Here is a 24587-nt window from a genome sequence, read left to right as displayed (position 1 = left end):
ATAATTTTTAGGTAAATAATGCGATTCTCAGAAAGATATGGATATAAACCTGTTCGAGAAATAATTCAAAAAGAGTCAATTGATCAAGAACTCAGAAATGCTTTATGGTCTCTGTATGACAGAATACTTTTTTCTAATTTTAACAATGTAGTCCAGCCTGGTAGCTCCCGTATTTTGGGAAGCAATTTAGAAGGCTTTTTCCTTAATATTTATATGAACCTTTTTCATAAACCTACCGATGAAATACCATTTGGGAGAAGTGAAGGTATATCAGCATTAAAAAAATATTTTATGATGTGCCAATGGTATGAAGTTTATGATTTTATTGAGGTTACGTTAGATAACTATCCTAATATCAGATATAGCTCAGATTCATTTTCTAACTCAGTTAATCTTTGCCTCGAAAAATATTTATCAGCTTATCGCTTATCAAACGGTAATATACTTGAAATTACAAGTGAACAAGAAATACAGTCTATTGAACAAGCATTAGAAAATACTAACCAATATTCAGGTGTTCAACTGCATTTAAATCAGGCATTAAAACTCATGTCAGATAGACAAAGCCCTGACTATAGAAACTCAATTAAAGAATCCATTAGTGCTGTCGAATCAATTTGTAAAATTATCACGCAAGATGATAAAGCGACTTTGGGTAAAGCACTAAAAATCATTGAGGACAGATATAGCTTACATGCTGCCCTAAAAAGTAGTTTAAGCCAACTTTATGGTTATGCCTCGGATGGAGATGGTATACGACATGCGATGCTAGAAGAATCGAATTTATCTTATATCGATGCTAAGTTCATGCTAGTTTCTTGTACAAACTTCATAAACTATTTAATTGAGAAGACAAAATAGGTTGGGGGTAAGAGAGTTTACCCCTCCACCACATTCTTCCCTTTTGCCTTCGCTTTTAACAACGATTGATCTGCTTTTTCTAACAACGCTAACCAACTATTTGCCCCAATCGCAATACCAATACTCACCGAAACCTGAATCTCTTTAGCCAAACTCGGAATCATAATATTTTCCTGAATGACGCCTAAACGAATACTCTCTGCAATGGCTTTGGCAGCGTCTATTTGAATGTTTTCAAGAACAATCAGAAACTCATCACCACCATAACGCACAATCAGGTCAGAAGCCCGCACATTGCGTTTAAGCTGATCCGCAATCATGGTAATGACCTGATCTCCGACAATATGCCCGTACTGATCATTTACAAACTTGAAATTATCAATATCAATCGCGATCACACACGTTTGTGATAAGCCCTCAGGTTTAGCTTCCAGCGCAGCAATATATTCTTCTAGTGCCAATCGGTTTGCCACGCCTGTCAGTACATCAGAATTCGCGATTTGCTTTAATTGCAACTCCATCGTATCGCGCTGTTTCAACATACCTTTGAGTTTATCTATGGCTTCAAACAAGGAAAAAAACTCTTCCTTATTTTTGGTCATATGAGAAAGCTCATCAGAAGTCCCCGAAAGACGCAAAATCATATTTCGTGCATTGATTAATGGCCCAAATACCCTTCTCTTGGCATAAATCATGGTAAAGATGGCAATCAGCAACGATAAACTGGAAATACAAAGGGTAAAGATAAACTGTAGTTTTGCGCGTCGGTTTTGATCTTCTGCAACTTCAATACTGTCGTTCAGAATATAATTCTGCAAATCCATCACAGTGGTAAATTTTCCGACCATTTGATCGGTCAATTCCGTCCCTGAAATAAAATAAGCTTCATTATTTTTACTTTCATCCAGTAACTGCGAAATGATGGGCAGTCCCTTATCCAGAAATTCTGTTTTTACCCGTAAATAGAGTCGAACATATTCAGGTGATTTTGATTGTTCAGGCTGGATGGTATCAATCAGCCCCCAAAGATAAATGGCTTGGTGCTGAGTCTGTAATGAACGCGCCCGATTCTCATCAGAAATTTTTTCATCAAAGGTCACAGGTGCCATAATATTTGAAGCCACGCGACCTGCCTGATCCCGCATATCGGTTAAAATCAGGATCGAGGTGAAATAGTTCGACATTTTGCTATTTTTGCTATTAGACTGAACCATCAACCATTTTAAAAACTCACGACTTTCATCCCAAACATCAAACATGGACAAAATAGCGCGATCAAACTGGACCGATGTTCGCTGATGCTTCGGAGTATCCGCATACGCATCCACGACAGTACGTGCCTGAGCCAATTTCGTTTTAAGATCTGTATCTAGGTCCTCGGCAATCATTTCAAAACCATTGTGTTTTAAAACTTCAATGGTCCGATCAATTTGCATATCGACCAGCTTGCGGTATTCCAGCAATTCCTGACGATTTTCAGCCAGATCTTGAGGCTGACTCGACATCACCTTATTTGAAGGCGCGCGCTCTTTGGAAATTTTATTTGCGGTCTTGACTAGGCTACGCAAACTAATAATTTCGGTCAGTGTTTGATTTGTTCTTATATACTCTTGATAACTATTAATAATTAAAGGAATAGAAAGATAGGAGATAGAAAAAATAATAACGAGCATGCAAAGAAATAGGCGCCGACTAATTTGCTCAGAACGTAATTTCGAGCTTTTTAAGTGTTGCCCCATTAACACACCTGACTATTTTTCAAAAAAAGGTCTCGATTGCATTTTAAACAGATAATAATTTTACCTGAATTTTAAATCACACGACTACGATTATGCAGAGTTTTTTGTGCGTATTAAGCGACAACAGCAAGGTTCCCCAGATTTCCAAGCAAACAATGAAAAGAAATATTATTTATTGAGAATAAGTTTTATTTATATTTACTGGATTAAATCATATTGATAGTGTTTAAAACTTAAAATATAAATGATAAAAGTCAAAAAGATAGCTAATATTTTTAAATTAATTTAAGTCAACTGATTAGCCCAAATTCACCTTTTACTTTTAAATATCATTTTATTTTTGATCGAAAAACTCTATCTTTAAAATAAAAATTATCAATTTCACAAATTACTTTCCAAAGAACATAATTTCATCAAGCACTGAGATTCTTTGTTTTACACAGAAACCCTCAAGGATGTTTTCTCCCCAATGTGAAACATCCTTTTCGAACCCAGCTTTATCATAAAAGCTGGGTCTTTTTTTATCAGAATTTTATTGAGGTAATAAACCTAACTGTTGTAAAGCTTGATAAACAATGGCTTTACGCGCATCCGCATGTTCTGCTTTTTTCATTTCCATATTCAGCGAAAATGCAGTGACTTGACCATTTGGTTGTTCGACCCAACCTGTCCACCATCCGACTTGAGGATTTACATCCATTCCCCAACCGCTTTTGGCATAAATTCTGATTCCCTGAACATTTTCGATCAACAACATATCTCTAACTTGCTGCTGTGTTGAAGGATCAAATGGAAGTTGCTGTTTGGCTAAGGCATAAGCAAATTTTACTTCCTCAACTGGCGTAATTTCCAAAGGCCCCACTAACCAAAAACTATCAACTTGCGTCCCTATATTTTGATTACCATAGCCAACCCGCTTTACTTCACTTGCCATTAATTCTAGACCGATACGGCGCGCCAGCTCCTGATAGACAGGTACAGCCGAAGCCTGCATTGCCTCAGCAAGCGTTAAGTCCTTCTCCCAGCTACGAAAAGCCCGTTTCTGTCCATCCCATTTAAACACTTCATTAGGTGAGGTTTTATGGTGCTGTATACCAATCAAGGCATTGAGCATTTTAAAAGTTGAGGCCGGAATGTAACGCTGATCTGCACGGCTGAGATCATTGCCATATTTTTGAAAATTTTTGCCATCATAGGTGACCAATACACCAGTTGTCTGGATATTTTCGAATGCAGTTGCGATCTGATCCTGCGTCTGTTTCTTTAAGACTAGAGGTTGAGCTTGGGACTGAATATTTTGACAACCGACCAGTGTTGCAACTGAGATTACAGTTGCACATAGCGCGAGTAATTTTAATTTTTTAGACATAATGAAAGAATTGAATAATACATAGAGAAATAATGACTATAAATTGTTTCTTCTCTCGGTGCTGTAGCATTATTTATGTGTACAAATAGAAATTGCAGACAAAAAAAAGCTCAGCCTTGGGGAAAGCCGAGCTAGTAAAACATTGATGTTTAAAACATCGAAATACTCAAGAAAATGTTATGAGATACTAAAATGCAAATTAGATACCTCTTGTTTAGTATTATGTGAAGTACTTCTCGGAAAGTAAAGTCGATTAAATAGATCGGAATTAAATTTCCAATCGTTTTTGTTAATTGGTTATTAAAAATCAGACTTATTGGGTATTTTCGGTTATATTAATTTGGCCAGAAGAAGCAGTTTTTTGCATACTTCATCGCACAAAATACAAATAAGGTCATTTCAGCTCACGCTTTTAGCTGTCTTTTTATGACAAAATAAAGACCTTTATCAACGAAAAAAACGATTAAAATAATCGAACAAACCAATCAAACTATTCAACTGTGACATAGCGATTACATTCTATAAAAAGACAAAATGTAAGCTTATCTATTTGTTAGTTATATAATTTATAAAAGGTTGACAACAATTTAATTAAACGTTCACTTTTTGCACGATGGCAAGTCACATTTTGATCGCTTATCGGAAGGGCGAATTTATTACATTGACTTCATAAATTGTTACAATACAATGACTCCAAATTTACTCTTTCTTGTTTTAAAGCTGGAAATCATTATGAAAAAACTCGGTTTAGCCACTGCTCTAGTTTTAGCCATGACCGGCGCTCATGCATACCAATTCGAAGTTCAAGGTCAATCTGAATTCATCGAAGCTAAAGACTTAAATGACAAAGACTTTACTGGTGCTGCTAAAGGTACTTACTACTTCAAAAATGTAGACGCATCTAAAGGTCCTTTAGCTGAAGCGGCTTTCTTAAACCAAGCTTCTAATGTTTCTGCTGCATACAACTATGCAAAATTAAGCGGTGATGAGTCAGTAACTGTTAAGAACAACTCTTTCGGTGCAAAAGGTGAAGTTTATCTTCCTACTCCTTATGTACCTGCTTACGCAAGTGCTGCATATAGCCACTCTCAAACTAAAGCTGAAGGCGAAAAAGACAATGGCGACCGCTACTCTGTAGAACTTGGTGCTATGGTTTTACCTAACTTCTTAGTTGCTGTAGGTTATACTCGCGTTGCTGACCAAATTGCTTTAGATGCAAACAAAGCTGTTGAAAATGGCGTATTCAGCGCTGTTGCTGATTCAGCAACAATTGGTGATAAACAAGACGTTGTAACTGCACGTACTAAATACGTTGGTAACATCGACGGTACAAACATGGCTATTGGTTTTGAAACTGGCCTTGCATACGGCGAAAACCAAGCTTACGGTTTAAAAACTGATCTTTATTTAACACCTAAGTTAAGCGTTGGTGCTTCTTATGCTGAAGCAAACTTTAGCAAAAACCAAGCTAGCGACAACTTCTCTCCAATCAAATCTGCTTGGGGCGCGAACGTTAACTACTTCATCACTCCAGCTGTTGCTGTAGGCGCTAGCTATGTAAATGCTAATGCTAAAGGCTTCGAAAATATCTATGGTGAGACTGTAAACGTAGATACACAAACTGTTGGCGTAAACGCGAAGTTCCGTTTCTAATATTGGATTTTAGTTCTAGCGATAGAACAACGAATTCATGATAAAAAACCAGTTCGAAAGAACTGGTTTTTTATCATCTGTCATTTTAGAAAATGAGAGCCTATACACTCACTTTAATAGATTACATCTTTTTGTCTTCAATATTTAAAGCACTGATTGCCAATACAGCCTGAGTACGGTTCTGTACGCCCAATTTACGGAAAATTGCGGTGACATGCGCTTTAATCGTCGCTTCAGAGACTTCCAGTTCATAAGCGATCTGCTTATTTAATAAACCTTCTGCCACCATCATTAACACGCGGAATTGCTGTGGTGTCAATGATTGTAGGCGTTCTGCCAAAGCAGTTTCATCCGCGGCTCTTGGATCAAAACCTGCATGGCTTGGTAAATTCGGTGGTAACCAGATTTCACCTTCCAGAACATGTTTAATTGCTTCACCAATATGACTTGGATGTGAAGATTTCGGGATATAACCCATCGCACCATGTGCAATGGCACGTTGAATAATCGAAACTTCTTCATGTGCTGAAACAACAATAATTGGAATCGCAGGATATTGTGCACGGACATACACCAGAGCGGAAAAACCGGAAGCACCAGGGAGATTTAAATCCAGTAAAACCAGATCAGGTTCTGCACCATGTTCTAAGCGTGCATAGAATTCATCAACATCAGCCGTCTCCTGAATCTGTGCCTGAGGCAAACTATAACGAACCGCTTGAATCAAGGCATGTCTAAAGAGGGGGTGGTCGTCTACAATTAAAATATTCATAAGCGCTTAAGCTATCTGCAAGTACGTCACTGTACGATGTTTATTTAAATTCAATCCGTCTAAGCCTATTTTCAATTAGCGCCGAGGTCAAGCACAAGCATTGATTTATTTCCTTTTCCCGCAAAATAAATCAAATATTAATATAACTCGTTTAAATCATATTCAATTTAAAAGGTGGATGAAAAATCCTGAATAGAAACAGCCGATTAAACCCAAATTATTTTTAATTGATGCTGATTAATTGATATATCTATAAAAAAGATAAGCTTGCAGCATTTCCTTATTTTACAGCCCCCATGCCGATGTAGATAAATAAATAGCAATTCGAAATAATCTTTTTTAGGCAGTTATTATGTCCAATCGCAATACGGTATCTACTCCCCTCAATATTGTTGCTGTTTCTGGTGGTTTAAATAGTCCTTCAAAAACTGAAAGTCTAGTGCAAGCCATTCTGGATGAACTCTCAGAAGCCATTGATATCAAGGTGCATTTTGTCAAACTCAGCGAAATCGGCCCTTTACTCGGCGGTGCCATTTACCGTAATCAACTTCCGCAACGGGTTCAGGATGATTTGGCAGCCGTAGAAGCAGCAGATGCGCTCATTGTGGGTACTCCTGTTTATCGTGCTTCCTTTACTGGTCTATTCAAACATTTTTTTGATTTTGTAGAACAAACTGCACTGGTTGATGTCCCTGTTTTGCTAGCTGCATCAGGGGGCAGTGATCGTCATGCTCTGGTTCTTGAACATCAGTTACGTCCATTGTTTAGCTTCTTTCAAGCCCAGACCTTACCGATTGGTGTCTATGCGACCGATCGGGATTTCACCCCTGAATATACGGTCAAAAGTGAGCAATTGGCTGATCGCGTCACACTTGCGGTGGCACGTGCTTTACCGATTTTGGAATGGGCGCCAGCCAAAGGTCAGCGTGCTGCTGTAATTAAAACCAAAACTGAACAAGCCAATCAAAACCTTGGCATCAATAAACAGATCGAACAGGCAGAAGTCTTGCCTTCCGCTGCTGTACCGAATCTGGATGCAGCCGAATCGCGTCTTCATCCCAAGTCTGCAAAAAATTTAAACCACGTCGCATAAACCCTATCTCTGTGGAGGCTACAACGATGACAATAACAACATCAGCAATTAAATTTGCCTATTGGGTTCCCAATGTCAGTGGCGGTCTCGTTGTAAGTAACATTGAACAACGTACCGACTGGAGCTACGACTACAATGTTCGCCTCGCACAGGCAGCAGAAAAAAGTGGCTTTGAATATGCATTGACCCAAATCCGTTTTACGGCGGGCTACGGTGCTGAAAACCAGCATGAATCGGTGAGTTTTAGCCATGCCTTACTGGCAAAAACTGAAAAACTCAAAGTGATTGCTGCGATTTTACCAGGCCCCTGGAAGCCAGCACTTGCGGCTAAACAGCTAGCCACCATTGACTATCTGACCCAAGGGCGTGTTGCGATTAATGTGGTCAGTGGCTGGTTCCGTGGTGAATTTGATGCGATAGGCGAACCGTGGCCTGAACACGATGAACGTTATGTGCGTTCAGAAGAATTTATCCGCACCCTCAAAGGGATCTGGACTACAGACAACTATAGTTTTGACGGCAAATATTACCAGTTCCAGAATTACACGCTAAAACCGAAACCACTGCAAAAACCTCATATCGAAGTATTTCAGGGTGGTAGTTCCCGCGCCGCACGTGATATGGCTGCACGTGTATCCGACTGGTACTTTACCAATGGCAACAGTGTGGACGAAATCAAAAAACAGATTGATGATGTACGGGCAAAGGCCAAGCTAGAAAATCGTCAGGTCAAGATTGGCGTCAATGCATTTATTATCGCCCGCGATACCGAAGAAGAAGCCAAAGCTGTCTTGAATGAAATTATTGCTCAGGCCAATGTAGAAGCCGTCAACGCCTTTGGTGATGCGACCCGTGAAGCAGGAGCAGCAGCGCCTGAAGCTGAAGGTAACTGGGCGAAATCGACCTTTGATGATCTGGTGCAATATAACGATGGCTTTAAAACCAATCTGATTGGTACACCCCAGCAAATTGCGGAACGAATCGTAGCGTTGAAGAATGTCGGCGTTGATTTAGTACTTTCAGGCTTTCTGCATTTCATTGAAGAAGTCGAATATTTTGGAGAAAAAGTCTTGCCACTGGTTCGTCAACTTGAACAACAACAGGAGCATCTATTGATCGAAAAATCAGCTTAAGCGTTGGAACCAAAAAAGAAGAAAAATAAAAGACATGGCACATACTCTCACCCCAAGACTCGGCTTGGGGTCTTTTATTTTAAGCCGTTGCAATTTCTCGCATCACCGTCTCGACCGAATAACGGCACCATTTGGATAACTGCTCGATAAACTCATTTAACTGTGCAGGATCAAAATGGCTGACAATCATATAACAGGCATTGCCAAGAATTTTAAAACACTCATCCACCTGCTCATATTGTTTCACCAGCAGTTCCACTTCAATAAAAGCTTGCTGATCATTCATAAACAGTTGAATAAACTGCTTATGTTCATAATGAACAGCAATCGTATAATTTTTAATTATGCCTGCATCCATGAGTTGGGCGATACGCGCACCCACTGCTTGCCCTGTACGATGCACTCGCTGACCAATGTCTTTATGGCTTAAACGCGAATCTTGTTTGAGAAGTTCAATAATTTTTAAGTCGATGGGATCAAGTTCAATATTCATTTTTCATTACGAAAGAAAACCAGCAACAATGCTTTCATCTGAATATAGCGGATTTTTCACGCTTCCCCTACTCTTGTTTTAACTTAACACTGGAAGTAAAAACGATGAAACAAGCCCTCCTGATTATTGATATTCAGAACGATTATTTTAAAAATGGTAAAATGGAACTGGTCAATCCAGACCACGCACTGGCGCAAACCAACCGATTAGAAGATTATTTTATCCAGAATAATTTGCCTATTATTTATATCCAGCATATTAGCCCAGCCACTGCTAGCTTTTTTCAGGAAAATACCGTCGGTGCTGAATTACATCCACAATTAAAAGTAAACAATCACTCGATTATTGTCGAAAAGCATTTCCCCAATAGCTTTGTCGATACCAATCTAAAAGCTATCCTTGAGCAGCATCAAGTCGAGCAATTGGTGATTACTGGCATGATGACGCACGTATGTATTGATTCAGGAACACGTGCTGCCAAAGAGCTCGGCTACCAACCTATCGTGATTGCGGATGCGACTGCAACCCGTGATCTCGAATATGACGGTAAAACCGTGAAAGCCGCGGATGTCCAAACCGCATTTTTATCGGCATTAGGTTTCTTTGCCACGGTACAAAGCACGGCTGATTTTTTAGCAAATCATTAAGTAATATACATAAAAAAAGAGCGTTCGTTTAAACGCTCTTTTTCAATTTAAATGGTTTCTATCGGTTTGGATAAACCGTCGCAATCAAATGATCAACCACCGCTGGTTCTGCTAGTGTTGAAGTATCGCCAAGCGTATCCAGTTCATTGGCAGCAATCTTTCTCAAGATACGGCGCATAATTTTACCTGACCGTGTTTTTGGCAAGGCTGGTGCCCAATGCAAGGCATCAGGCGTCGCCACTGGCCCAAGTACTTTACGCACCCAGTTCACCAACTCCTTACGTAGCTCTTCCGATTCTGCCACATCGGCCTGTAAGGTGACGAAGGTACAAATGCCCTGCCCTTTGATCTCATGCGGCATACCGACCACAGCAGCTTCAGCAACTGCTTCATGTGCCACTAATGCGCTCTCAATTTCAGCCGTACCCAAACGGTGTCCAGAGACGTTTAATACATCATCGACGCGCCCTGTAATCCAGTAATAGCCATCTTCATCTCGACGCGCGCCATCACCTGTAAAATAACTGCCTTTAAAGGTTGAGAAATAAGCCTCAATAAAGCGTTCTGGATCGCCCCAAATGGTTCGCATCTGGCCTGGCCATGAATCTTTAATTACCAGATTGCCTTCAGTCGCACCTTCAAGTTCATTGCCTTCACCATCCACCAACGCAGGTTGTACCCCAAAGAATGGACGTGTCGCCGAACCAGGTTTGAGCGCAGTAGCACCAGGTAATGGCGAAATCAGAATTCCGCCTGTTTCAGTTTGCCACCATGTATCGACAATTGGACAACGCCCCTCACCAACGACTTCGTGATACCAGTTCCATGCCTCTGGGTTGATCGGCTCGCCTACAGAACCAAGTAAGCGTAAGCTACTGCGATCACTTTCACGCACATAAGCATCGCCTTCGCGCATCATGGCGCGAATCGCGGTTGGTGCAGTATAGAGAATAGTAATATTGTGCTTATCAATAACATGACCAATACGCGCCCATGTCGGATATTGTGGAATGCCTTCAAACATCACTGTTGTGGTGGCATTGCTGAGCGGGCCATAAAGCAGATAACTATGCCCTGTAATCCAGCCCACATCCGCGGTACACCAGTACACATCATCTTCTTTCAGATCAAAGATTTCTCTAAAGGTACTGTTGACGTAGACCAGATAACCACCTGTAGTATGCAACACACCTTTAGGTTTACCAGTTGAACCTGAGGTATAAAGAATGAATAACGGGTCTTCCGCTTTCATTGGCTCAGGAGGACAATGCTCATCAACTTCCATGATCGCCAAGTGATACCAGATATCACGTGGTGCATTGAACTGAATCGGGTTGCCGGTACGATGTACCACAATCACATTCTGGACGCTTTCTGTTCCCGCAATCTCTAATGCGGCATCGACATTTTCTTTCAATGGAAGCAATTTACCGCCACGCATTCCAGCATCAGCAGTAATCACCAGTTTCGCTTGGCTATCTTCAATACGGCTAGCCAAGGAGTCTGGAGAGAAGCCGCCGAATACAACACAATGCACTGCACCAATCCGTGCGCAGGCCAACATGGCAATCGCAGCTTCAGGCACCATCGGCATATATAACACCACACGATCACCTTTGCTGATCCCCTGTTTTTTCAAAACATTGGCAAAGCGGCACACTTCATCGTGCAGTTCAACAAAAGAGATGATCTTGTGACGTGACGGGTGATCACCTTCCCAGATAATCGCAGGCTTTAATGGATTATCTTTAAGGTGACGGTCTAAACAGTTTGCAGAGACATTCAGTTCACCATCTGCAAACCATTCAATTTTAAAATTATCTTGATGAAAACTGGTATTTTTCACCTGCGTAAACGGCTTGATCCAGTCAATATTTTTTGCTTCTTTTGCCCAAAATGCTTCAGGCTGCTCAATCGATTCCTGATAACGTTTGAAATAGTCTGCTTCCGAGATTCTTGCCGTTTCTTTGAATTTATCAGGCACTGGGTAGATGTCTTTCATAGCTTACTTCCTTGGTCTTTTATCTCATATCCTAGATGCTCTCATCTATTCTTCTGGATATGTTTTGTTCTCTCTAGCAGTATGGGCACCATTTACAAGCGCAAACAATGCGGCTTTGGTCGTAGGAATGTTATTCTGTTACGACTAGGGGCTGTTAACATTTCACAATGGCTGAAATGTCAACAGCCCCTAATTTATTTTCAAAAATTTACTCAAAATAATTTAAATCTGAACTGCTTGTCTATGCTTTTTCTTTTTAAAATAAGTGATTATTTTGATCATTGCATCGAGCTTAAAAGATTTAATAAACAAAAGAACAGGAATCACCTATGTTTAACCCCGAAACACCCACATCTCCTCTACCGATCAATGATCATCCATTATCGCCAAATGGACGTTTTAATCGTCTGAGTTATATCGGCTGGTACGGATTATTGAGTCTGGTGTGTATGGCTGCTTTTATCGGCATTTTTGCATTCACTGGATTTTTTAGCATGAATCAGGCGAATGTTGATGCGGCTATCATGTCAGTATTTTCAGGCCTCTCGTTTTTTGCCCTGATTGCACTGTGGTTAGTGGCGCTGTATTGTCAAATTGTGTTCTTGATCCGTCGCTTACATGACCTGAATAAAACGGGCTGGCTATGCCTGATCTTACTGGTGCCTATCCTGCAATTCTTCTTTACCTTATATGTGCTACTTGCACCAGGTACACCACATCGTAATGACTATGGTGATATGCGTCCTTCACGTGGCTGGGAAAAAATACTGGCTTGGATCATGATTCTCATCACAGTTCTGATGATGTTTGGCCTATTCACATTTGCTTATTATTTTGCCAGCCCAGACCTTTTGGATATGCCAACACAAATGATTCAAAACACAACTGAATATTTCTAGAACACAACAAAACTTACTGGATAATGGAGAGATCGCATCGATGAATTTTGCATGCGTATTCGCAAGAAATTCATTATGATTGCTTCCCTCATTGACTCCTTCCTTTGCGAAATAGAGATTTTCCTGTGGCGAATGAACAAACAACATTGACTGAAGTCGCGAGAGATACGGGTGAGCTGATTCATCAAGCAGGGACAAAAACGACCCAGACCGTACTCGCCCATACTGAAAAATATCACGATGCCTATACCACGATTGATAAAATCATGGATAGCTTCTGGGAGCGTCTGCCCTATATCGGGATCGCGATTACAGTTTTCGTTATTTTCTGGCTACTTACCAAATTATTTAAACTGTTTATTCGCAAGACTTTAGAAAATCGCAGCTATACCCGACAGAATCTGGTACTGGTGCTTAATCGCGTCGGCAGTACCTTTATTATCTTCTTCGGTTTCCTAATTGCATTGGTGATCGCTATTCCTGGCTTCACGCCAAGCCAGCTGATTGGTGCTTTGGGGATTGGTTCCGTTGCGATTGGTTTCGCTTTCAAGGATATTTTCCAGAACTTACTGTCAGGTATCCTGATTCTGATCAGTGAACCATTTCGTATTGGCGATGATATTGTCGTTAATGGTATGGAAGGCAATGTCGAAGACATTCAGATCCGTGCGACTTTTTTACGCTCTCCGGATGGTCGTCGTATCGTGATTCCAAATGCGACCGTCTATACCAGCGCAGTCACGGTCAATAATGCCTATCAGCGTCGTCGTTGCGAATTTGTGGTCGGCATTGGCTATGAAGATGATATGCAAAAGGCCAAGCAGATTATTATGGATATTCTGGATCACAATCTAAACGTATTGAGTCAGCCGGGATTCTCCGTCAATGTCACGGCGCTTGCAGATTTCTCAATTAACCTGACGGTACGCTGGTGGGTCAATACCACTGAAACATCGACCTCGACCTCAATCAGTGAAATTCAGGAACTCGTGGTGACGGCATTTGATGAGAAAGGCATCTCTATTCCATATCCAGTACAGGAAGTAAAAGTCTATCGTGGCGATCAATCTGAACAGGCTGATTCTTCAGACAAACAAACGACCTAAAATATTCGATACGGCTGTTTCAGTGCGCAAAATTCGGTTGCCTATGCTCATTGCTTGGCAGCCGTTTTTTTTCAGCAGCTCAATTTCATACGGAATAAAGCCACCTTCTGGCCCAATAATCAGGCTACAGCCATGCTGAATCGCATAAGGCATGTGTTGTTCCGCATAAGGATGCGCCACATAAGCAGGTCGCTCGGCATTGATCCATGTCGGCAAGACATCTTCAACAAAGGGCTTAAAGCGTTTATAAAGCTGGATCTCTGGTGCAATGGTATCGCCTGCCTGTTCCAGACCAAGCGTCACATAATCATCGAGTTGTTGTAAAAATGGCGTTTGCCAGTAACTTTTATCAACTCGATAACTATGAATCAGGCTGATTCGTTCAACGCCAACCGTCACTGCATCCATGATGATACGACGCAACACTTTGGGCCGTGGCAAGGCGAGAATCAAATGCACAGGCAATTTTTCAGGCACTGTATCTGCCTGAATCGGTCTCACTATAATGTGCTGTTCTGAAATCTCCAACACTTCGGTGAGATAACGCAATTCTTGGCGTATCCCCACTTTCAAGCTATCACCTACGTTTAATTCAAGATGCTGCCGTAAATGTTGAAGTTGGCGTGGATTGTCAATTTGCCATACATCATTGTTAACAATCTGGTCGGGTTTAAGTAAAACAATATTCATGGCAAAGTGGTTTGTGCGAGGTAATGATCAAGTAACTGAATATGTTTTTGTAACGAACCCTGATTACGTTGCAAGACTCGTTGCGCACGTTCAACCAGTTGCGAGGCGTGTGCAGAATCATCTAGACAACTCAATAAATGCTGTACCACCTGCGCGGCATCATCACCGATCAAGATACCTTGTTCAGCAACGAATTCATCCACAATACTCTGGAAATTAAAGTAACGCGGGCCAATTACGGTGGCAACATCCAGTGCTATAGGCTCCAGAATATTATGTCCCCCACCTGGCTCATTCAGTGAACCACCGACAAAACAGGCCTGACTCAAGCCATACCATAGCCACATTTCGCCCATACTGTCAGCAAGGAAAACTTGGGTATCCGCCTCAATCGGCTGTTGCAGACTACGGCGTTGAGTTTTTAAATTTAAACTTTGGCAGACTTGATACACCTCATCAAAGCGTTCTGGATGCCGTGGCACCACGATACAGAGAAGGTTTGGATTTGAATTTAAATGTGGCTGCAACTGTTGTAGCAGACTGTGTTCTTCAGGTGCATGGGTACTAGCCAGCGTGATGATCTGCCGACCCGCCAAATGCCATTCCTGTTTGAGTTGCTGTGCCTGCGCTACAAAATGTTCTGGCGCAGTAATATCAAATTTAATATTGCCCACCACCTGACTTTTGGCTTGATCAAGCCCCAAGCTGACATAACGTTGCTGCGTAGCCACATCCTGTGCCAGTAACCACGTTAACTGTTGCAACATTGGCTGGGTTAAACGGCGAACTTTAGCGTAACCATTGGCAGATTTTTCAGAAAGGCGGGCATTTAATAGAATGCAGGGAATTTGCTGTTGTTTTCCTTCTGCAATCAGATTTGGCCAGATTTCAGTTTCGACCAAAGCCAATATTTTCGGTTGATAACGCTGAAAAAACTGTTTGAGTAACGACTTCTGATCGACAGGCAGATAGACCGCCTGAAATAAATCTAAATAAGGTGCTTTTTGAAAAAGTGACTTTGCCCGTGCCTGTCCTGTCTTGGTGGTATTGGTCACTAGAACGGGATGGCCTAATTTTAAGTAATGTTCAATTAAGGGCTGGGCTGCATTGGTTTCGCCAACGGATACCGCATGAAACCAGATAGCTCCACTATTTTTGACGGGCTGAAATGGCCCAAAACGCTCAAGACATTCTTGCTGAAACAGTGCATCACTTTCCGCCCGCTGCTTGATTTTCCAACGATATAACGGCTTGATACATGTCAGTAAAAAGTTATACCAGAACGGGGTTTGCTGTACTGCGTTTTGCTGCGCCATCCGAGACCATAATTCACAATTTGATTCCCGCTCATTATGCGGAATTTAAATAAAAAACTCATGCAATTTTGGTAAATCACATGAGTCATTTTTAGCATTGAATGCTGATTAAGCTTCTAACTTTTCAAATACAGGATAATCAGTATAACCTTCCGCACCTGCACCATATAATGTTTGTGGCTGAAGCGGATTTAATGGTAAGTCATGCTGCAAACGATCCAGTAAATCTGGGTTTGCAATATATTGTTTACCAAATGAAACGGCATCCGCCTGTCCAGTTGCCAAAATACGTTTCGCTGATTCAGCAGTGAGGCTTTCATTGGCAATCCATACGCCTTTAAATTTAGGGCGTAATTTTGGCATTAAGCTGTCTTCTGCTTCATATTCACGAGTGAAAATAAAGCCAATATTGCGTTGATCCAGTTGCTCAACCACATAACCAAACGTTGCCAATGGATTTTCATCACCCATATCATGTGAATCACCACGTGGTGCAAGATGTACACCAACACGACCCGCACCCCATACTTCAATGAATGCATCGACCACTTGCAATAATAAACGCGCACGGTTTTCAATTGGGCCGCCGTATTCATCATCACGTTGGTTGGTGGTGCTTTGCAGGAACTGATCGATCAAATAACCATTGGCAGCATGCAATTCAACACCATCAAAACCAGCCGCTTTTGCCAGTTCTGCAGAATGTTTATATTGCGCAACAATTTCCTGGATTTCTTCATGCGATAAAGCACGAGGGGTTACAAAAGGACGTTTTGGTCGAAGCAGACTCACTTCACCTGCAGGCTGAATCGCACTTGGTGCGACAGGTGTATCGCCATCCAGTAAATCTGGATGTGAAATACGTCCAACATGCCATAACTGAACCACAATTTTCGAGCCTTGTGCATGCACAGCATCTACAATTTTGTGCCATGCCTGCGCCTGTTCTTGTGACCATAAGCCCGGGGTATTGGCATAACCTGCTGCTTTGGGACTGATGACAGTCGCTTCAGTAAGAATTAAGCCCGCATTGGCACGCTGTTGATAATATTCCACCATTAAATCGTTCGGAATACGTTGTGCACCACTACGTGCTCTGGTTAGAGGTGCTAAAACCAGACGGTTTTTAATTGTAAAATCACCTACTTGTAACGCAGAATTTAGTTCAGCCATGATCGCCTCAACTTACACTTCTTGATTTAAAGTGTTTGTTTTAAATGTTCGATGTATTGCTGAATCAAAGCTTCATTGCGGGTAAAATAGGACCATTGCCCATATTTTTCGACATTAATCAAACCTGCCTGCTGTAACACAGACAAATGATTCGACATGGTCGACTGTGCAACCTTTCCTAAACGTTCGATGTGCCCTGCACATACGCCCCGTTCGAAACTGCCACCACATTCTTGTACCGGTAAAAATTGCTCAGGCTCTTTCAACCATTGCAAAATCTGTCGACGTAATGGATTGGCTAAGGCCTTGCTTATTACATCAATATCCATAGACTCACCACGCTTCTCAACAGGCAAAGCTTTGTTCAGCATCTAAACCCAGTATATCGAAATTTTTAAATATTAATATCTATTTTTTCCGATATTAATATCATATTTTTTCGATTAACTGGACGATGCTGAACGAGATTGCCGTTTTAATTGGATTAAAACTTATAAACCTTGCTTCAAACTTGCTTCGATAAATTTATCGAGATCACCATCTAAAACGGCTTTGGTATTCGAAGTTTCCACACTGGTACGCAAGTCTTTGATACGTGAATCGTCTAAAACATAAGAACGAATCTGGCTGCCCCAACCAATATCAGACTTGGAATCTTCCAGCGCTTGCGCAGCTTCATTACGTTTGCTCATCTCTAATTCATAGAGTTTGGCACGTAACTGTTTCCATGCGTGATCACGGTTAGCATGTTGAGAACGCTGGTTCTGACACGCCACCACAATACCTGTTGGTGCGTGAGTTAAACGTACCGCAGAGTCGGTTTTGTTAATGTGCTGACCACCCGCACCCGAAGCACGGTAAGTATCGGTACGGACATCCGAAGGATTGATATCAATTTCGATATTGTCATCAATCTCAGGTGAAATGAACACGGCCGAGAATGAAGTATGACGGTTATTGTTACTATCAAATGGTGATTTGCGTACTAAACGGTGAACACCACTTTCGGTACGTAACCAGCCATAAGCGAACTCGCCATCTACGCGAATGGTCGCAGATTTAATCCCTGCAACATCGCCATCAGAAACTTCCATCAATTCCGCTTTAAAGCCGTGACGTTCAATCCAGCGCAAATACATACGCAATAACATCGACGCCCAATCTTGTGCCTCTGTACCACCAGAACCTGACTGGATTTCAAGGAAGCAAGGATTTGGGTCCATCGGATTGCTAAACATACGGCGGAATTCAAGATTACCTAAAGCCTGTTCAGCACTGTCTAATTCAGCCTGTACATCGACAAGCAAGCTTTCATCATCCGCTTCAACAGCAAGATCAAGCATCGCTTTAGCATCATCGAGCTGTTCTGCAAGACGATCAAATACACCAATGGTATTTTCTAAACTGCCCTTTTCTTTTGCGATGGCTTGAGCACGGTTTTGATCATTCCAAATCGCAGGGTCTTCTAATTCTCTTAAAACTTCTTCTAAACGTTCAACTTTTAGATCGTAGTCAAAGATACCCCCGTAGTGTTTGGCTACGATCAGATAAATCTTTCAATTGGACTAAATACGGATTAATTTCCACGCGTGTTTTCTCACAACTTTTTCACTTAATCCGCTATTTTAACATAACTGTTTTGGTCGACACAGCACCCTTATTTTGGCTTTATTTGTTTAAAAAAATAATATTTCAAGTTAGCTATTCAGCATAAACAATTGGCTGAATTCCCCTTATTTGAGTTTAAATTGCTTAACAATTCATCTAAATTTGTCTTAAAAATAGCCATAAACACAATCTCTCCTAAGTTTTAATAATTCAAAACAATTCAAATTTATAATTAAATATCAATAATATGCTTTGTCAATTTTACAAGTCACTTACATTCGTACAGTCCACTTACGTTCCTACGATTGACGCTCTTGTTATTTCAATTAGACTGGGAGTTGTAACAAAACATGTAATCAACATTCATTTGGTTCATTATCTCAAAAGGGGCATAACCATGAAAAAATTAGCAATTGCATCAGCACTACTCTCTGCTTTAGCAGTAACAGGCACTGCTCATGCTTATCAAGCTGAAGTCGGTGGTTCTTATACCTATAAAGACCAAGATCGTTTTGGTGATAATGATCGTTTCAGCGTAGATGGTAAGTATTACTTTAATCCAGTACAAACACGTAATGCACCACTTGCAGAAGCAGCTTTCCTTGACCGTGCTAGCAACGTGAAAGCACAGTACGCTCATGAAGAAGATGATGCATTCAAAAACAACCAGTATGGCGCAGGTATTGAATACTTTGTTCCAAACAGCGATTTCTATTTAAGCGGTAATATTGGCCGTGAAGAAATCAAACCAAATTCTAAATATGCAACTGACGAAGACAAATTAAAAATTAACCATTACTCAGGTGAAGTTGGTTACTTACCAGCTCCAGGCTTATTAGTTGCTGCGGGTGCAAAAACTGTTGACGTAAAAGACGGCGACCGTGAAACTAGCCCAACACTTCGTGCCAAATATGTAACTCAAGTTGGTCAAAATGACGTGAACTTGGAAGCTTACACTGCTTTTGGTGACAACAAAGAAGTGAAATTAAAAGGTGATTACTTCATCGACAAAACTTTAAGCGTTGGTGTGGATTATCAAAAACTTAAGTATGACGACACAATCGTTAACTCAAATGAATGGGGTATTTCTGCGAAGAAATTCTTCAATCAACAAGTAAGTTTAGAAGGTCGTGTAGGCTTCGGTAACGATAAATCGTATATTGACAATGACTACACTTCATTCGGTCTTCGTGGTGCATACCGCTTCTAATACATGAAGCCCAGTAGCAACACACAAGAAACGCCCTGAATATTCAGGGCGTTTTTTATTGGGCCAGTTTTTTTAACAGCATCAGCTTTTCTTTTGCTTATGCTTTTATTCCCTCTTTAAGAATTGACGCTTTCAGATTTTTGAATACACTACAGCCCGTAACAAAATTTGTATTCTTTTTAATCGAGGGGAAGTAGCAATGAAAAAATTAAGTCTTCTTACAGCACTGATCGGTGCGTGTTTTGCAATCAATGCCCATGCCTATCAGACCGAAACGAAGGGATCATATGAACGGATCAACATGGACGATGGCAAAGGAAATAGCGCTGTCGTTACGGGAAAATATTATTTTAATCCCGTACAAACCCGTAATGCACCTTTAGCAGAAGCAGCTTTTCTGGATAGAGCATCCAATATTGGCGGCGGCTATGCCTATAGCAAACTGAAAGATGACGAAGGTTTTGGTGACCTACAATTTAATATCTTAGGTCTGCAAGGTGAGTTATATATTCCGGATTCTCAATTCTATCTGTCTGGTGCTTTACACCGTACCAATGTTAAAGCAACTATTAATGGAGTAGGTTCTCACTCTGAAAATGGTCATGGCTATCATCTAGAAGCGGGTTTCCTGCCAGTTCATGGTTTATTACTTGCGGCGGGTGTTGCAGATCTGTCAGATAGTATTGATCCAATACAAATTGCCCAATATGGCTTTATGACGAATATTGCCAACTCTGCCATTGTTTCTGAAGAAAAGGATGATACTGCTATTTCCTTACGTGCCAAATATGTCACGCAAGTGGGCGGCTACTACACCAATTTTGAAGCACTCAGCTATATTGGCGATGAAACAACATATCGTTTAGGTGCAGATTTATATCTTGATCCAACTTTGAGCATCGGTATCTCATTTGCTGATTCGACGCTGAAAGATTCAGACAGTATTTTCAATATTCGTGCGCAAAAATTCCTTAATCCGCAATTTGCTGTAGGTGTCGGTTATACCACGACAGATGGTGCAGACTCATATGGTCTCAATGGAACAGCTCGTTTCTAATCACAACCTATGAATTTAAAAATCCGCTCTAATTGAGCGGATTTTTTTATTGTTTTAAATGGGCGATTTGCAATTGCAGACTGGTATTGCCATTAAATACATTACGTTCCAACGTATAAACCAGATCGACATAGCCTAGCATTGGATCAAATCCAAAACGATCTTTTGCATTAAAGGCAATGGCATCCACAGAATGCGGCCCGACAGCCAGTTTCAATTTCAGGTGCTGCTCTTTCAACCAGCGATAATCAATGACTTTGAAACGTCCTTCAAATTGCGGTAATGGAAATTTTTGTCCCCACGGTCCCAATTGCTCGATCCAGTCCAGCGTACCTAAGTGTAAATCCGCATCAGTCAACTCACCGTCTGTCCACAAAGTCGCCTGAAATAAATCTTCATCCATTTCTGCAATTGACTGGGTAAATACGGTTTTGAAGGTATCAAAATGTTCTTTTTTCAGGGTCAAACCCGCTGCCGCAGCATGACCACCAAAGTGACTGACCAGATGAGGATATTGTTCAGCCACCTGCTCAATGGTATCGCGAATATGAATACCTTCAATCGACCGTGCTGAACCCTTGATATGCACACCATCTTCATCAGGTGCAAACACCAGACTCGGACGATGGAACTGTTCCTTTAAACGCCCTGCAACAATTCCAATTACACCTTGATGCCATTGTTCATCAAACATCACCAGCGCAGCAGGCAAATGTGTAGTTTCCAGTTGAATATGTTGCAAGGCTTGCATGGCCTGTTGCTTCATCTCACCTTCCACCTGACGGCGCTCGATATTCAATTGATTCAATTGCTGTGCAAGTGGATAAGCCGTTTCCATGTCTGCGGCAAGCAGACATTCGATTCCGATACGCATGCTTTCCATGCGACCTGCGGCATTAATGCGAGGCCCGACAACAAAACCTAAATCTTGTGCTCGCAGACTGGCAGGATCACGTCCAGCAATATCCAGTAAAGCTAAAATGCCCGCACGACATTGATGTTGCTGAATCCGCTTCAATCCAGCATCAATCAGGATACGATTATTATAGTCCAGTGTCGCAACATCGGCGTAGGTTCCCAATGCCACCAGATCCAGATACTGCGTGACCTTGCTGGTTGTTTTACCTTGCTGAGTACGTAAACTTGCTAGTCGAGCCAGCACATAGAAGGCGACACCTACCCCAGCCAGTGCTTTACTGGAAAAGTCGCAACCTAACTGATTTGGATTAACCACAGCTTCAGCAGTTGGTGTCGGTTTAGTGGTTAAGTGGTGATCGGTGATGATCACCTGCATCCCCAATGCCTGTGCCGTTTCCACGCCTGCATGGCTGGAAATACCATTATCCACAGTAATCAAAAGATCAGGCTGATAACTTTGCTGGGCCAGTTCTGCAATCACAGGAGTGAGTCCATAACCGTATTTAAAGCGGTCAGGCACCAGATAATCCACTTTGGCGCCCATTTCTTTTAAAACCAGCGCCATCAATGCAGTACTGGTTGCCCCATCTGCATCATAATCCCCGACAATCACAATCTGTTTTTGTTGATCGATCGCCTGATCCATCAACTCAACTGCCGTCTCCAAACCTTTCAACGCCGGAGGTAACAAGTGTTTCAGTTTCAGTTCAAGCTCTTGTTCGGATTGCACGCCCCGTCTTGCCAGAATTTCAGCAATAAAAGCAGGCACGCCCTGAAACTGTTCAGGGCGTGTAATTAAAGGTCTTTTTTGAATTTGAATCTGCGTCATTTATGGCATCAAACGTTGTAGGGCCCAGTGATCATTTTGTTTTTCATAACTTAAACGATCATGTAAGCGATTTGGTCGCCCCTGCCAGAACTCATAATAATCAGCTTCTAAGCGGTAACCGCCCCAAAACTCAGGTTTATCTAGTTCAGCTTGGGCTTGGCTCTGTAATTCTTGAAAGCGTTGTTGCAGTACTTCACGACTCTCAATCACGCCACTCTGTGGTGTGCTGATATGCGCTGCGATCTGACTATCACGCGGACGTTTATGGTAATAGTCAATCGATTCCTGTTCAGAAATCTTCACGACTTTGCCACCAATTCGTACCTGACGTTCTAGACTAGGCCAGTAAAATAACAATTCAGCATAAGGATTTTCAGCAAGATCCAATCCTTTCTGACTGTCATAATTGGTATAAAAGTCATAACCCGCTTCTGTCGCGCCACGCAACAAAACCGTACGCACATGCGGGCGGCCTTGTGCATTTGCTGTTGCTAAAGACATGGCATAAGGTTCATGCAAATTCGCTGCAAGGGCATGATTAAACCAGTTCAAAAACTGCAAGTGAGGCTCATTACTCACTTGGGTTTCATGTAATTCACCTTGCTCGTAACTTAAACGCAATTCGCTCAGGTCTTTAATCACATCATTCATGCTGGGACTCTCTTAAGCAGCTTGGGCGTGAGCACGTACCGCATCAGCCAGATGATTTGCCAGTGCTTCAACTTCTTGCTGCTGATCGCCTTCCACCATGACACGGATAACAGGCTCTGTACCTGACTTACGAATCAACAGTCGACCACGGCCTTTCAGTTGTTGCTCTGCTTTTTCAAATTCTGCAACCAGTGCAGGAATCGAGTATGGGTCAATCATGTCCTGTAAACGGACATTGACCAAAACTTGCGGGAACAGTTCAAAGCCTGCAACCAGCTCATGTAGGGCCTTACCTTGCTCGACCATTACGGTTAAGACCTGAAGCGCAGCAATGATCGCATCACCAGTGGTACTCTTATCCAGCGTTAGAATATGGCCTGAAGGCTCGCCACCTGTCACCCAGTTATTTTCTTCTAACGCCTGTAACACATAACGGTCACCCACTTTGGCACGGACAAAGCCAACTTCAGCCTTTTGTAAGGCAAGTTCCAGTGCCATATTGCTCATCACTGTGCCGACAACGCCTGCTGGCTTGTGGTTTGCCTGTGTCGCAAGGATATACAGGATATGGTCACCATCAACCAATTGACCATTTTTATCAACCATCACCACACGGTCTGCATCACCATCAAAAGCAATACCAAGATCCGCCTGATGTTCGATCACTGCTTTTTGCAATTGTTCAGGATGGGTTGAACCACAGTTTTCATTGATATTTAAACCGTCTGGCTCATTAAACAGTGGGATAACTTTCGCACCTAATTCACGGAATACTGATGGACCTACGCTATAAGCAGCACCATTGGCACAATCCACCACGATTTTTAAGTTACGTAGGTCAAAATGGTATGGGAATGTCGATTTACAAAATTCGATATAACGACCATTGGCATCTTTGACACGTACGCTTTTACCTAGATTCGCTGTGTCATCAATAATCAGGTCTTTCTCTAATTCCTGATTGATCTGATCCTGAATGGCATCGGGTAATTTCTTCCCTTCGCTTGAGAAGAATTTAATCCCATTATCGAAATATGGGTTATGTGAAGCTGAGATCACGATACCTGCATGTGCATGTAGCGCACGCGTTAAATGTGCGATCGCTGGTGTCGGCAAAGGCCCCAACAGATGCACATAAACACCTGCTGCATTTAAACCTGCCTGTAATGCAGCTTCCAAGATATAACCAGATAAACGTGTATCTTTCCCTAAAACAACAATCGGCTTACTCTTAGGACTATTTCTTTTTAATACTGTTCCCGCAGCAAAACCTAGTTTTAATGCAAACTCTGGGGTAATTGGCATTTGTCCAAACTTGCCTCGAATTCCATCAGTACCAAAATAGCTCATGTTTTACTCACTTTCTTA

Annotated in this window: 22 protein-coding genes; 9 read left to right on the top strand and 13 right to left on the bottom strand. The window is 41.7% G+C overall.

Annotated elements, in window-relative coordinates; genetic code table 11:
- Positions 1-18: 18 nt before the first annotated feature.
- A complete protein-coding gene (locus AWW72_RS01900) occupies positions 19-861 on the top strand; it encodes an AbiJ-NTD4 domain-containing protein (RefSeq protein WP_062846264.1) in 843 nt (280 codons plus the stop codon).
- A 17-nt stretch (positions 862-878) separates the two neighbouring features.
- Here AWW72_RS01900 and AWW72_RS01895 read toward each other — a convergent pair whose 3' ends face one another.
- Both AWW72_RS01895 and blaOXA read right to left on the bottom strand, forming a co-directional pair.
- Entirely contained in the window at positions 879-2600 is a 1722-nt protein-coding gene (locus AWW72_RS01895) for a GGDEF domain-containing protein (protein WP_062846263.1), read from the bottom strand.
- A 532-nt stretch (positions 2601-3132) separates the two neighbouring features.
- Entirely contained in the window at positions 3133-3969 is an 837-nt protein-coding gene (blaOXA, locus tag AWW72_RS01890) for an OXA-294 family class D beta-lactamase (protein WP_062846262.1), read from the bottom strand.
- A gap of 732 nt (positions 3970-4701) precedes the next feature.
- Between blaOXA and omp33-36 the strand changes: the two genes are divergently transcribed.
- Entirely contained in the window at positions 4702-5622 is a 921-nt protein-coding gene (omp33-36, locus tag AWW72_RS01885; RefSeq protein ID WP_062846316.1) for a porin Omp33-36, read from the top strand.
- A 121-nt stretch (positions 5623-5743) separates the two neighbouring features.
- Here omp33-36 and AWW72_RS01880 read toward each other — a convergent pair whose 3' ends face one another.
- Positions 5744-6394 carry a response regulator gene (locus AWW72_RS01880; protein ID WP_004776208.1) on the bottom strand — a complete coding sequence of 217 codons (651 nt, stop codon included), beginning with the start codon at positions 6392-6394 and terminating at the stop codon, positions 5744-5746.
- Between the two features lie 352 nt (positions 6395-6746).
- On the opposite strand from AWW72_RS01880, the gene msuE reads away from it, so the two are divergent.
- Positions 6747-7487: an FMN reductase gene (msuE, locus tag AWW72_RS01875; RefSeq protein WP_005260136.1), complete on the top strand. Its 741-nt coding sequence runs from the start codon at positions 6747-6749 to the stop codon at positions 7485-7487.
- Between the two features lie 26 nt (positions 7488-7513).
- Positions 7514-8620 (top strand): dimethylsulfone monooxygenase SfnG, encoded by a 1107-nt coding sequence (gene sfnG, locus AWW72_RS01870; RefSeq protein WP_062846261.1) that lies wholly within the window; start codon positions 7514-7516, stop codon positions 8618-8620.
- Positions 8621-8699: 79 nt separating this feature from the next.
- Here sfnG and AWW72_RS01865 read toward each other — a convergent pair whose 3' ends face one another.
- Positions 8700-9113 carry an Lrp/AsnC family transcriptional regulator gene (locus AWW72_RS01865; RefSeq protein ID WP_047430078.1) on the bottom strand — a complete coding sequence of 138 codons (414 nt, stop codon included), beginning with the start codon at positions 9111-9113 and terminating at the stop codon, positions 8700-8702.
- 104 nt (positions 9114-9217) lie between these two features.
- Here AWW72_RS01865 and AWW72_RS01860 point away from each other — a divergent pair, with 104 nt between their 5' ends.
- Positions 9218-9760, top strand: a complete 543-nt coding sequence (locus tag AWW72_RS01860) for a cysteine hydrolase family protein (protein ID WP_047430075.1) — start codon at positions 9218-9220, stop codon at positions 9758-9760.
- Between the two features lie 58 nt (positions 9761-9818).
- Here the strand turns inward: AWW72_RS01860 and acs are convergent, their stop codons facing one another.
- Positions 9819-11762 carry an acetate--CoA ligase gene (acs, locus tag AWW72_RS01855; protein ID WP_062846260.1) on the bottom strand — a complete coding sequence of 648 codons (1944 nt, stop codon included), beginning with the start codon at positions 11760-11762 and terminating at the stop codon, positions 9819-9821.
- Between the two features lie 329 nt (positions 11763-12091).
- Between acs and AWW72_RS01850 the strand changes: the two genes are divergently transcribed.
- The gene (locus AWW72_RS01850) at positions 12092-12661 is read left to right on the top strand and encodes a DUF805 domain-containing protein (RefSeq protein WP_062846259.1); all 570 of its coding nucleotides are present in this window, start codon (positions 12092-12094) and stop codon (positions 12659-12661) included.
- A 125-nt stretch (positions 12662-12786) separates the two neighbouring features.
- Positions 12787-13767 carry a mechanosensitive ion channel family protein gene (locus AWW72_RS01845; RefSeq protein WP_004776220.1) on the top strand — a complete coding sequence of 327 codons (981 nt, stop codon included), beginning with the start codon at positions 12787-12789 and terminating at the stop codon, positions 13765-13767.
- Here AWW72_RS01845 and AWW72_RS01840 read toward each other — a convergent pair.
- The 5 genes from AWW72_RS01840 to prfB form a co-directional block, all read right to left on the bottom strand.
- Entirely contained in the window at positions 13747-14457 is a 711-nt protein-coding gene (locus tag AWW72_RS01840) for a 16S rRNA (uracil(1498)-N(3))-methyltransferase (RefSeq protein ID WP_062846258.1), read from the bottom strand. The two genes, AWW72_RS01845 and AWW72_RS01840, sit on opposite strands and share 21 nt — an antisense overlap.
- Positions 14454-15773, bottom strand: coding sequence for a 3-deoxy-D-manno-octulosonic acid transferase (locus tag AWW72_RS01835; RefSeq protein WP_062846257.1), 1320 nt, complete (start codon positions 15771-15773; stop codon positions 14454-14456). The genes AWW72_RS01840 and AWW72_RS01835 overlap by 4 nt, the downstream gene beginning before the upstream one ends.
- Positions 15774-15881: 108 nt before the next feature.
- A complete protein-coding gene (locus tag AWW72_RS01830) occupies positions 15882-16946 on the bottom strand; it encodes an alkene reductase (protein ID WP_062846256.1) in 1065 nt (354 codons plus the stop codon).
- Positions 16947-16972: 26 nt separating this feature from the next.
- Positions 16973-17275 carry an ArsR/SmtB family transcription factor gene (locus AWW72_RS01825; protein WP_017196833.1) on the bottom strand — a complete coding sequence of 101 codons (303 nt, stop codon included), beginning with the start codon at positions 17273-17275 and terminating at the stop codon, positions 16973-16975.
- Between the two features lie 162 nt (positions 17276-17437).
- Positions 17438-18533 (bottom strand): peptide chain release factor 2 gene (gene prfB / locus AWW72_RS01820; protein ID WP_123775406.1). Its coding sequence is split into 2 segments (ribosomal slippage): positions 17438-18460 and positions 18462-18533, totalling 1095 coding nucleotides; the frame shifts between segments, so codons are not numbered across the junction.
- 418 nt (positions 18534-18951) lie between these two features.
- Between prfB and AWW72_RS01815 the strand changes: the two genes are divergently transcribed.
- On the top strand, positions 18952-19764 hold the full coding sequence (locus AWW72_RS01815; RefSeq protein ID WP_004776230.1) for a putative porin: 813 nt from the start codon (positions 18952-18954) through the stop codon (positions 19762-19764).
- A gap of 199 nt (positions 19765-19963) precedes the next feature.
- Positions 19964-20821, top strand: coding sequence for a putative porin (locus AWW72_RS01810; RefSeq protein ID WP_062846255.1), 858 nt, complete (start codon positions 19964-19966; stop codon positions 20819-20821).
- Positions 20822-20867: 46 nt separating this feature from the next.
- On the opposite strand, the gene recJ is transcribed toward AWW72_RS01810, so the two are convergent.
- From recJ to glmM, 3 genes are read right to left on the bottom strand one after another with little or no spacing between them, the layout of a single operon-like run.
- Complete coding sequence (recJ, locus tag AWW72_RS01805; protein WP_062846254.1) at positions 20868-22568, bottom strand: single-stranded-DNA-specific exonuclease RecJ; 1701 nt, start codon at positions 22566-22568, stop codon at positions 20868-20870.
- Positions 22569-23219 (bottom strand): pyridoxamine 5'-phosphate oxidase, encoded by a 651-nt coding sequence (gene pdxH, locus AWW72_RS01800; protein ID WP_062846253.1) that lies wholly within the window; start codon positions 23217-23219, stop codon positions 22569-22571.
- A 12-nt stretch (positions 23220-23231) separates the two neighbouring features.
- Positions 23232-24569 carry a phosphoglucosamine mutase gene (gene glmM, locus AWW72_RS01795; protein WP_004776236.1) on the bottom strand — a complete coding sequence of 446 codons (1338 nt, stop codon included), beginning with the start codon at positions 24567-24569 and terminating at the stop codon, positions 23232-23234.
- Positions 24570-24587 lie beyond the last annotated feature (18 nt).

Origin of the sequence: Acinetobacter sp. NRRL B-65365, from assembly GCF_001605865.1 — a bacterium.
Taxonomy (GTDB): Bacteria; Pseudomonadota; Gammaproteobacteria; order Pseudomonadales; family Moraxellaceae; genus Acinetobacter; species Acinetobacter vivianii.
This window is presented reverse-complemented; position numbering and strand designations above follow the sequence as displayed.

Coding starts and splice junctions, on each gene's coding strand:
- AWW72_RS01900 (WP_062846264.1), top strand. CDS start 19: ATGCGATTCTCAGAAAGATATGGATATAAACCTGTTCGAGAAATAATT.
- glmM (WP_004776236.1), bottom strand. CDS start 24,569: ATGAGCTATTTTGGTACTGATGGAATTCGAGGCAAGTTTGGACAAATG.
- AWW72_RS01880 (WP_004776208.1), bottom strand. CDS start 6,394: ATGAATATTTTAATTGTAGACGACCACCCCCTCTTTAGACATGCCTTG.
- blaOXA (WP_062846262.1), bottom strand. CDS start 3,969: ATGTCTAAAAAATTAAAATTACTCGCGCTATGTGCAACTGTAATCTCA.
- AWW72_RS01815 (WP_004776230.1), top strand. CDS start 18,952: ATGAAAAAATTAGCAATTGCATCAGCACTACTCTCTGCTTTAGCAGTA.
- AWW72_RS01810 (WP_062846255.1), top strand. CDS start 19,964: ATGAAAAAATTAAGTCTTCTTACAGCACTGATCGGTGCGTGTTTTGCA.
- sfnG (WP_062846261.1), top strand. CDS start 7,514: ATGACAATAACAACATCAGCAATTAAATTTGCCTATTGGGTTCCCAAT.
- AWW72_RS01825 (WP_017196833.1), bottom strand. CDS start 17,275: ATGGATATTGATGTAATAAGCAAGGCCTTAGCCAATCCATTACGTCGA.
- AWW72_RS01895 (WP_062846263.1), bottom strand. CDS start 2,600: ATGGGGCAACACTTAAAAAGCTCGAAATTACGTTCTGAGCAAATTAGT.
- omp33-36 (WP_062846316.1), top strand. CDS start 4,702: ATGAAAAAACTCGGTTTAGCCACTGCTCTAGTTTTAGCCATGACCGGC.
- recJ (WP_062846254.1), bottom strand. CDS start 22,568: ATGACGCAGATTCAAATTCAAAAAAGACCTTTAATTACACGCCCTGAA.
- pdxH (WP_062846253.1), bottom strand. CDS start 23,219: ATGAATGATGTGATTAAAGACCTGAGCGAATTGCGTTTAAGTTACGAG.
- AWW72_RS01860 (WP_047430075.1), top strand. CDS start 9,218: ATGAAACAAGCCCTCCTGATTATTGATATTCAGAACGATTATTTTAAA.
- msuE (WP_005260136.1), top strand. CDS start 6,747: ATGTCCAATCGCAATACGGTATCTACTCCCCTCAATATTGTTGCTGTT.
- AWW72_RS01830 (WP_062846256.1), bottom strand. CDS start 16,946: ATGGCTGAACTAAATTCTGCGTTACAAGTAGGTGATTTTACAATTAAA.
- AWW72_RS01865 (WP_047430078.1), bottom strand. CDS start 9,113: ATGAATATTGAACTTGATCCCATCGACTTAAAAATTATTGAACTTCTC.
- AWW72_RS01835 (WP_062846257.1), bottom strand. CDS start 15,773: ATGGCGCAGCAAAACGCAGTACAGCAAACCCCGTTCTGGTATAACTTT.
- AWW72_RS01840 (WP_062846258.1), bottom strand. CDS start 14,457: ATGAATATTGTTTTACTTAAACCCGACCAGATTGTTAACAATGATGTA.
- acs (WP_062846260.1), bottom strand. CDS start 11,762: ATGAAAGACATCTACCCAGTGCCTGATAAATTCAAAGAAACGGCAAGA.
- AWW72_RS01850 (WP_062846259.1), top strand. CDS start 12,092: ATGTTTAACCCCGAAACACCCACATCTCCTCTACCGATCAATGATCAT.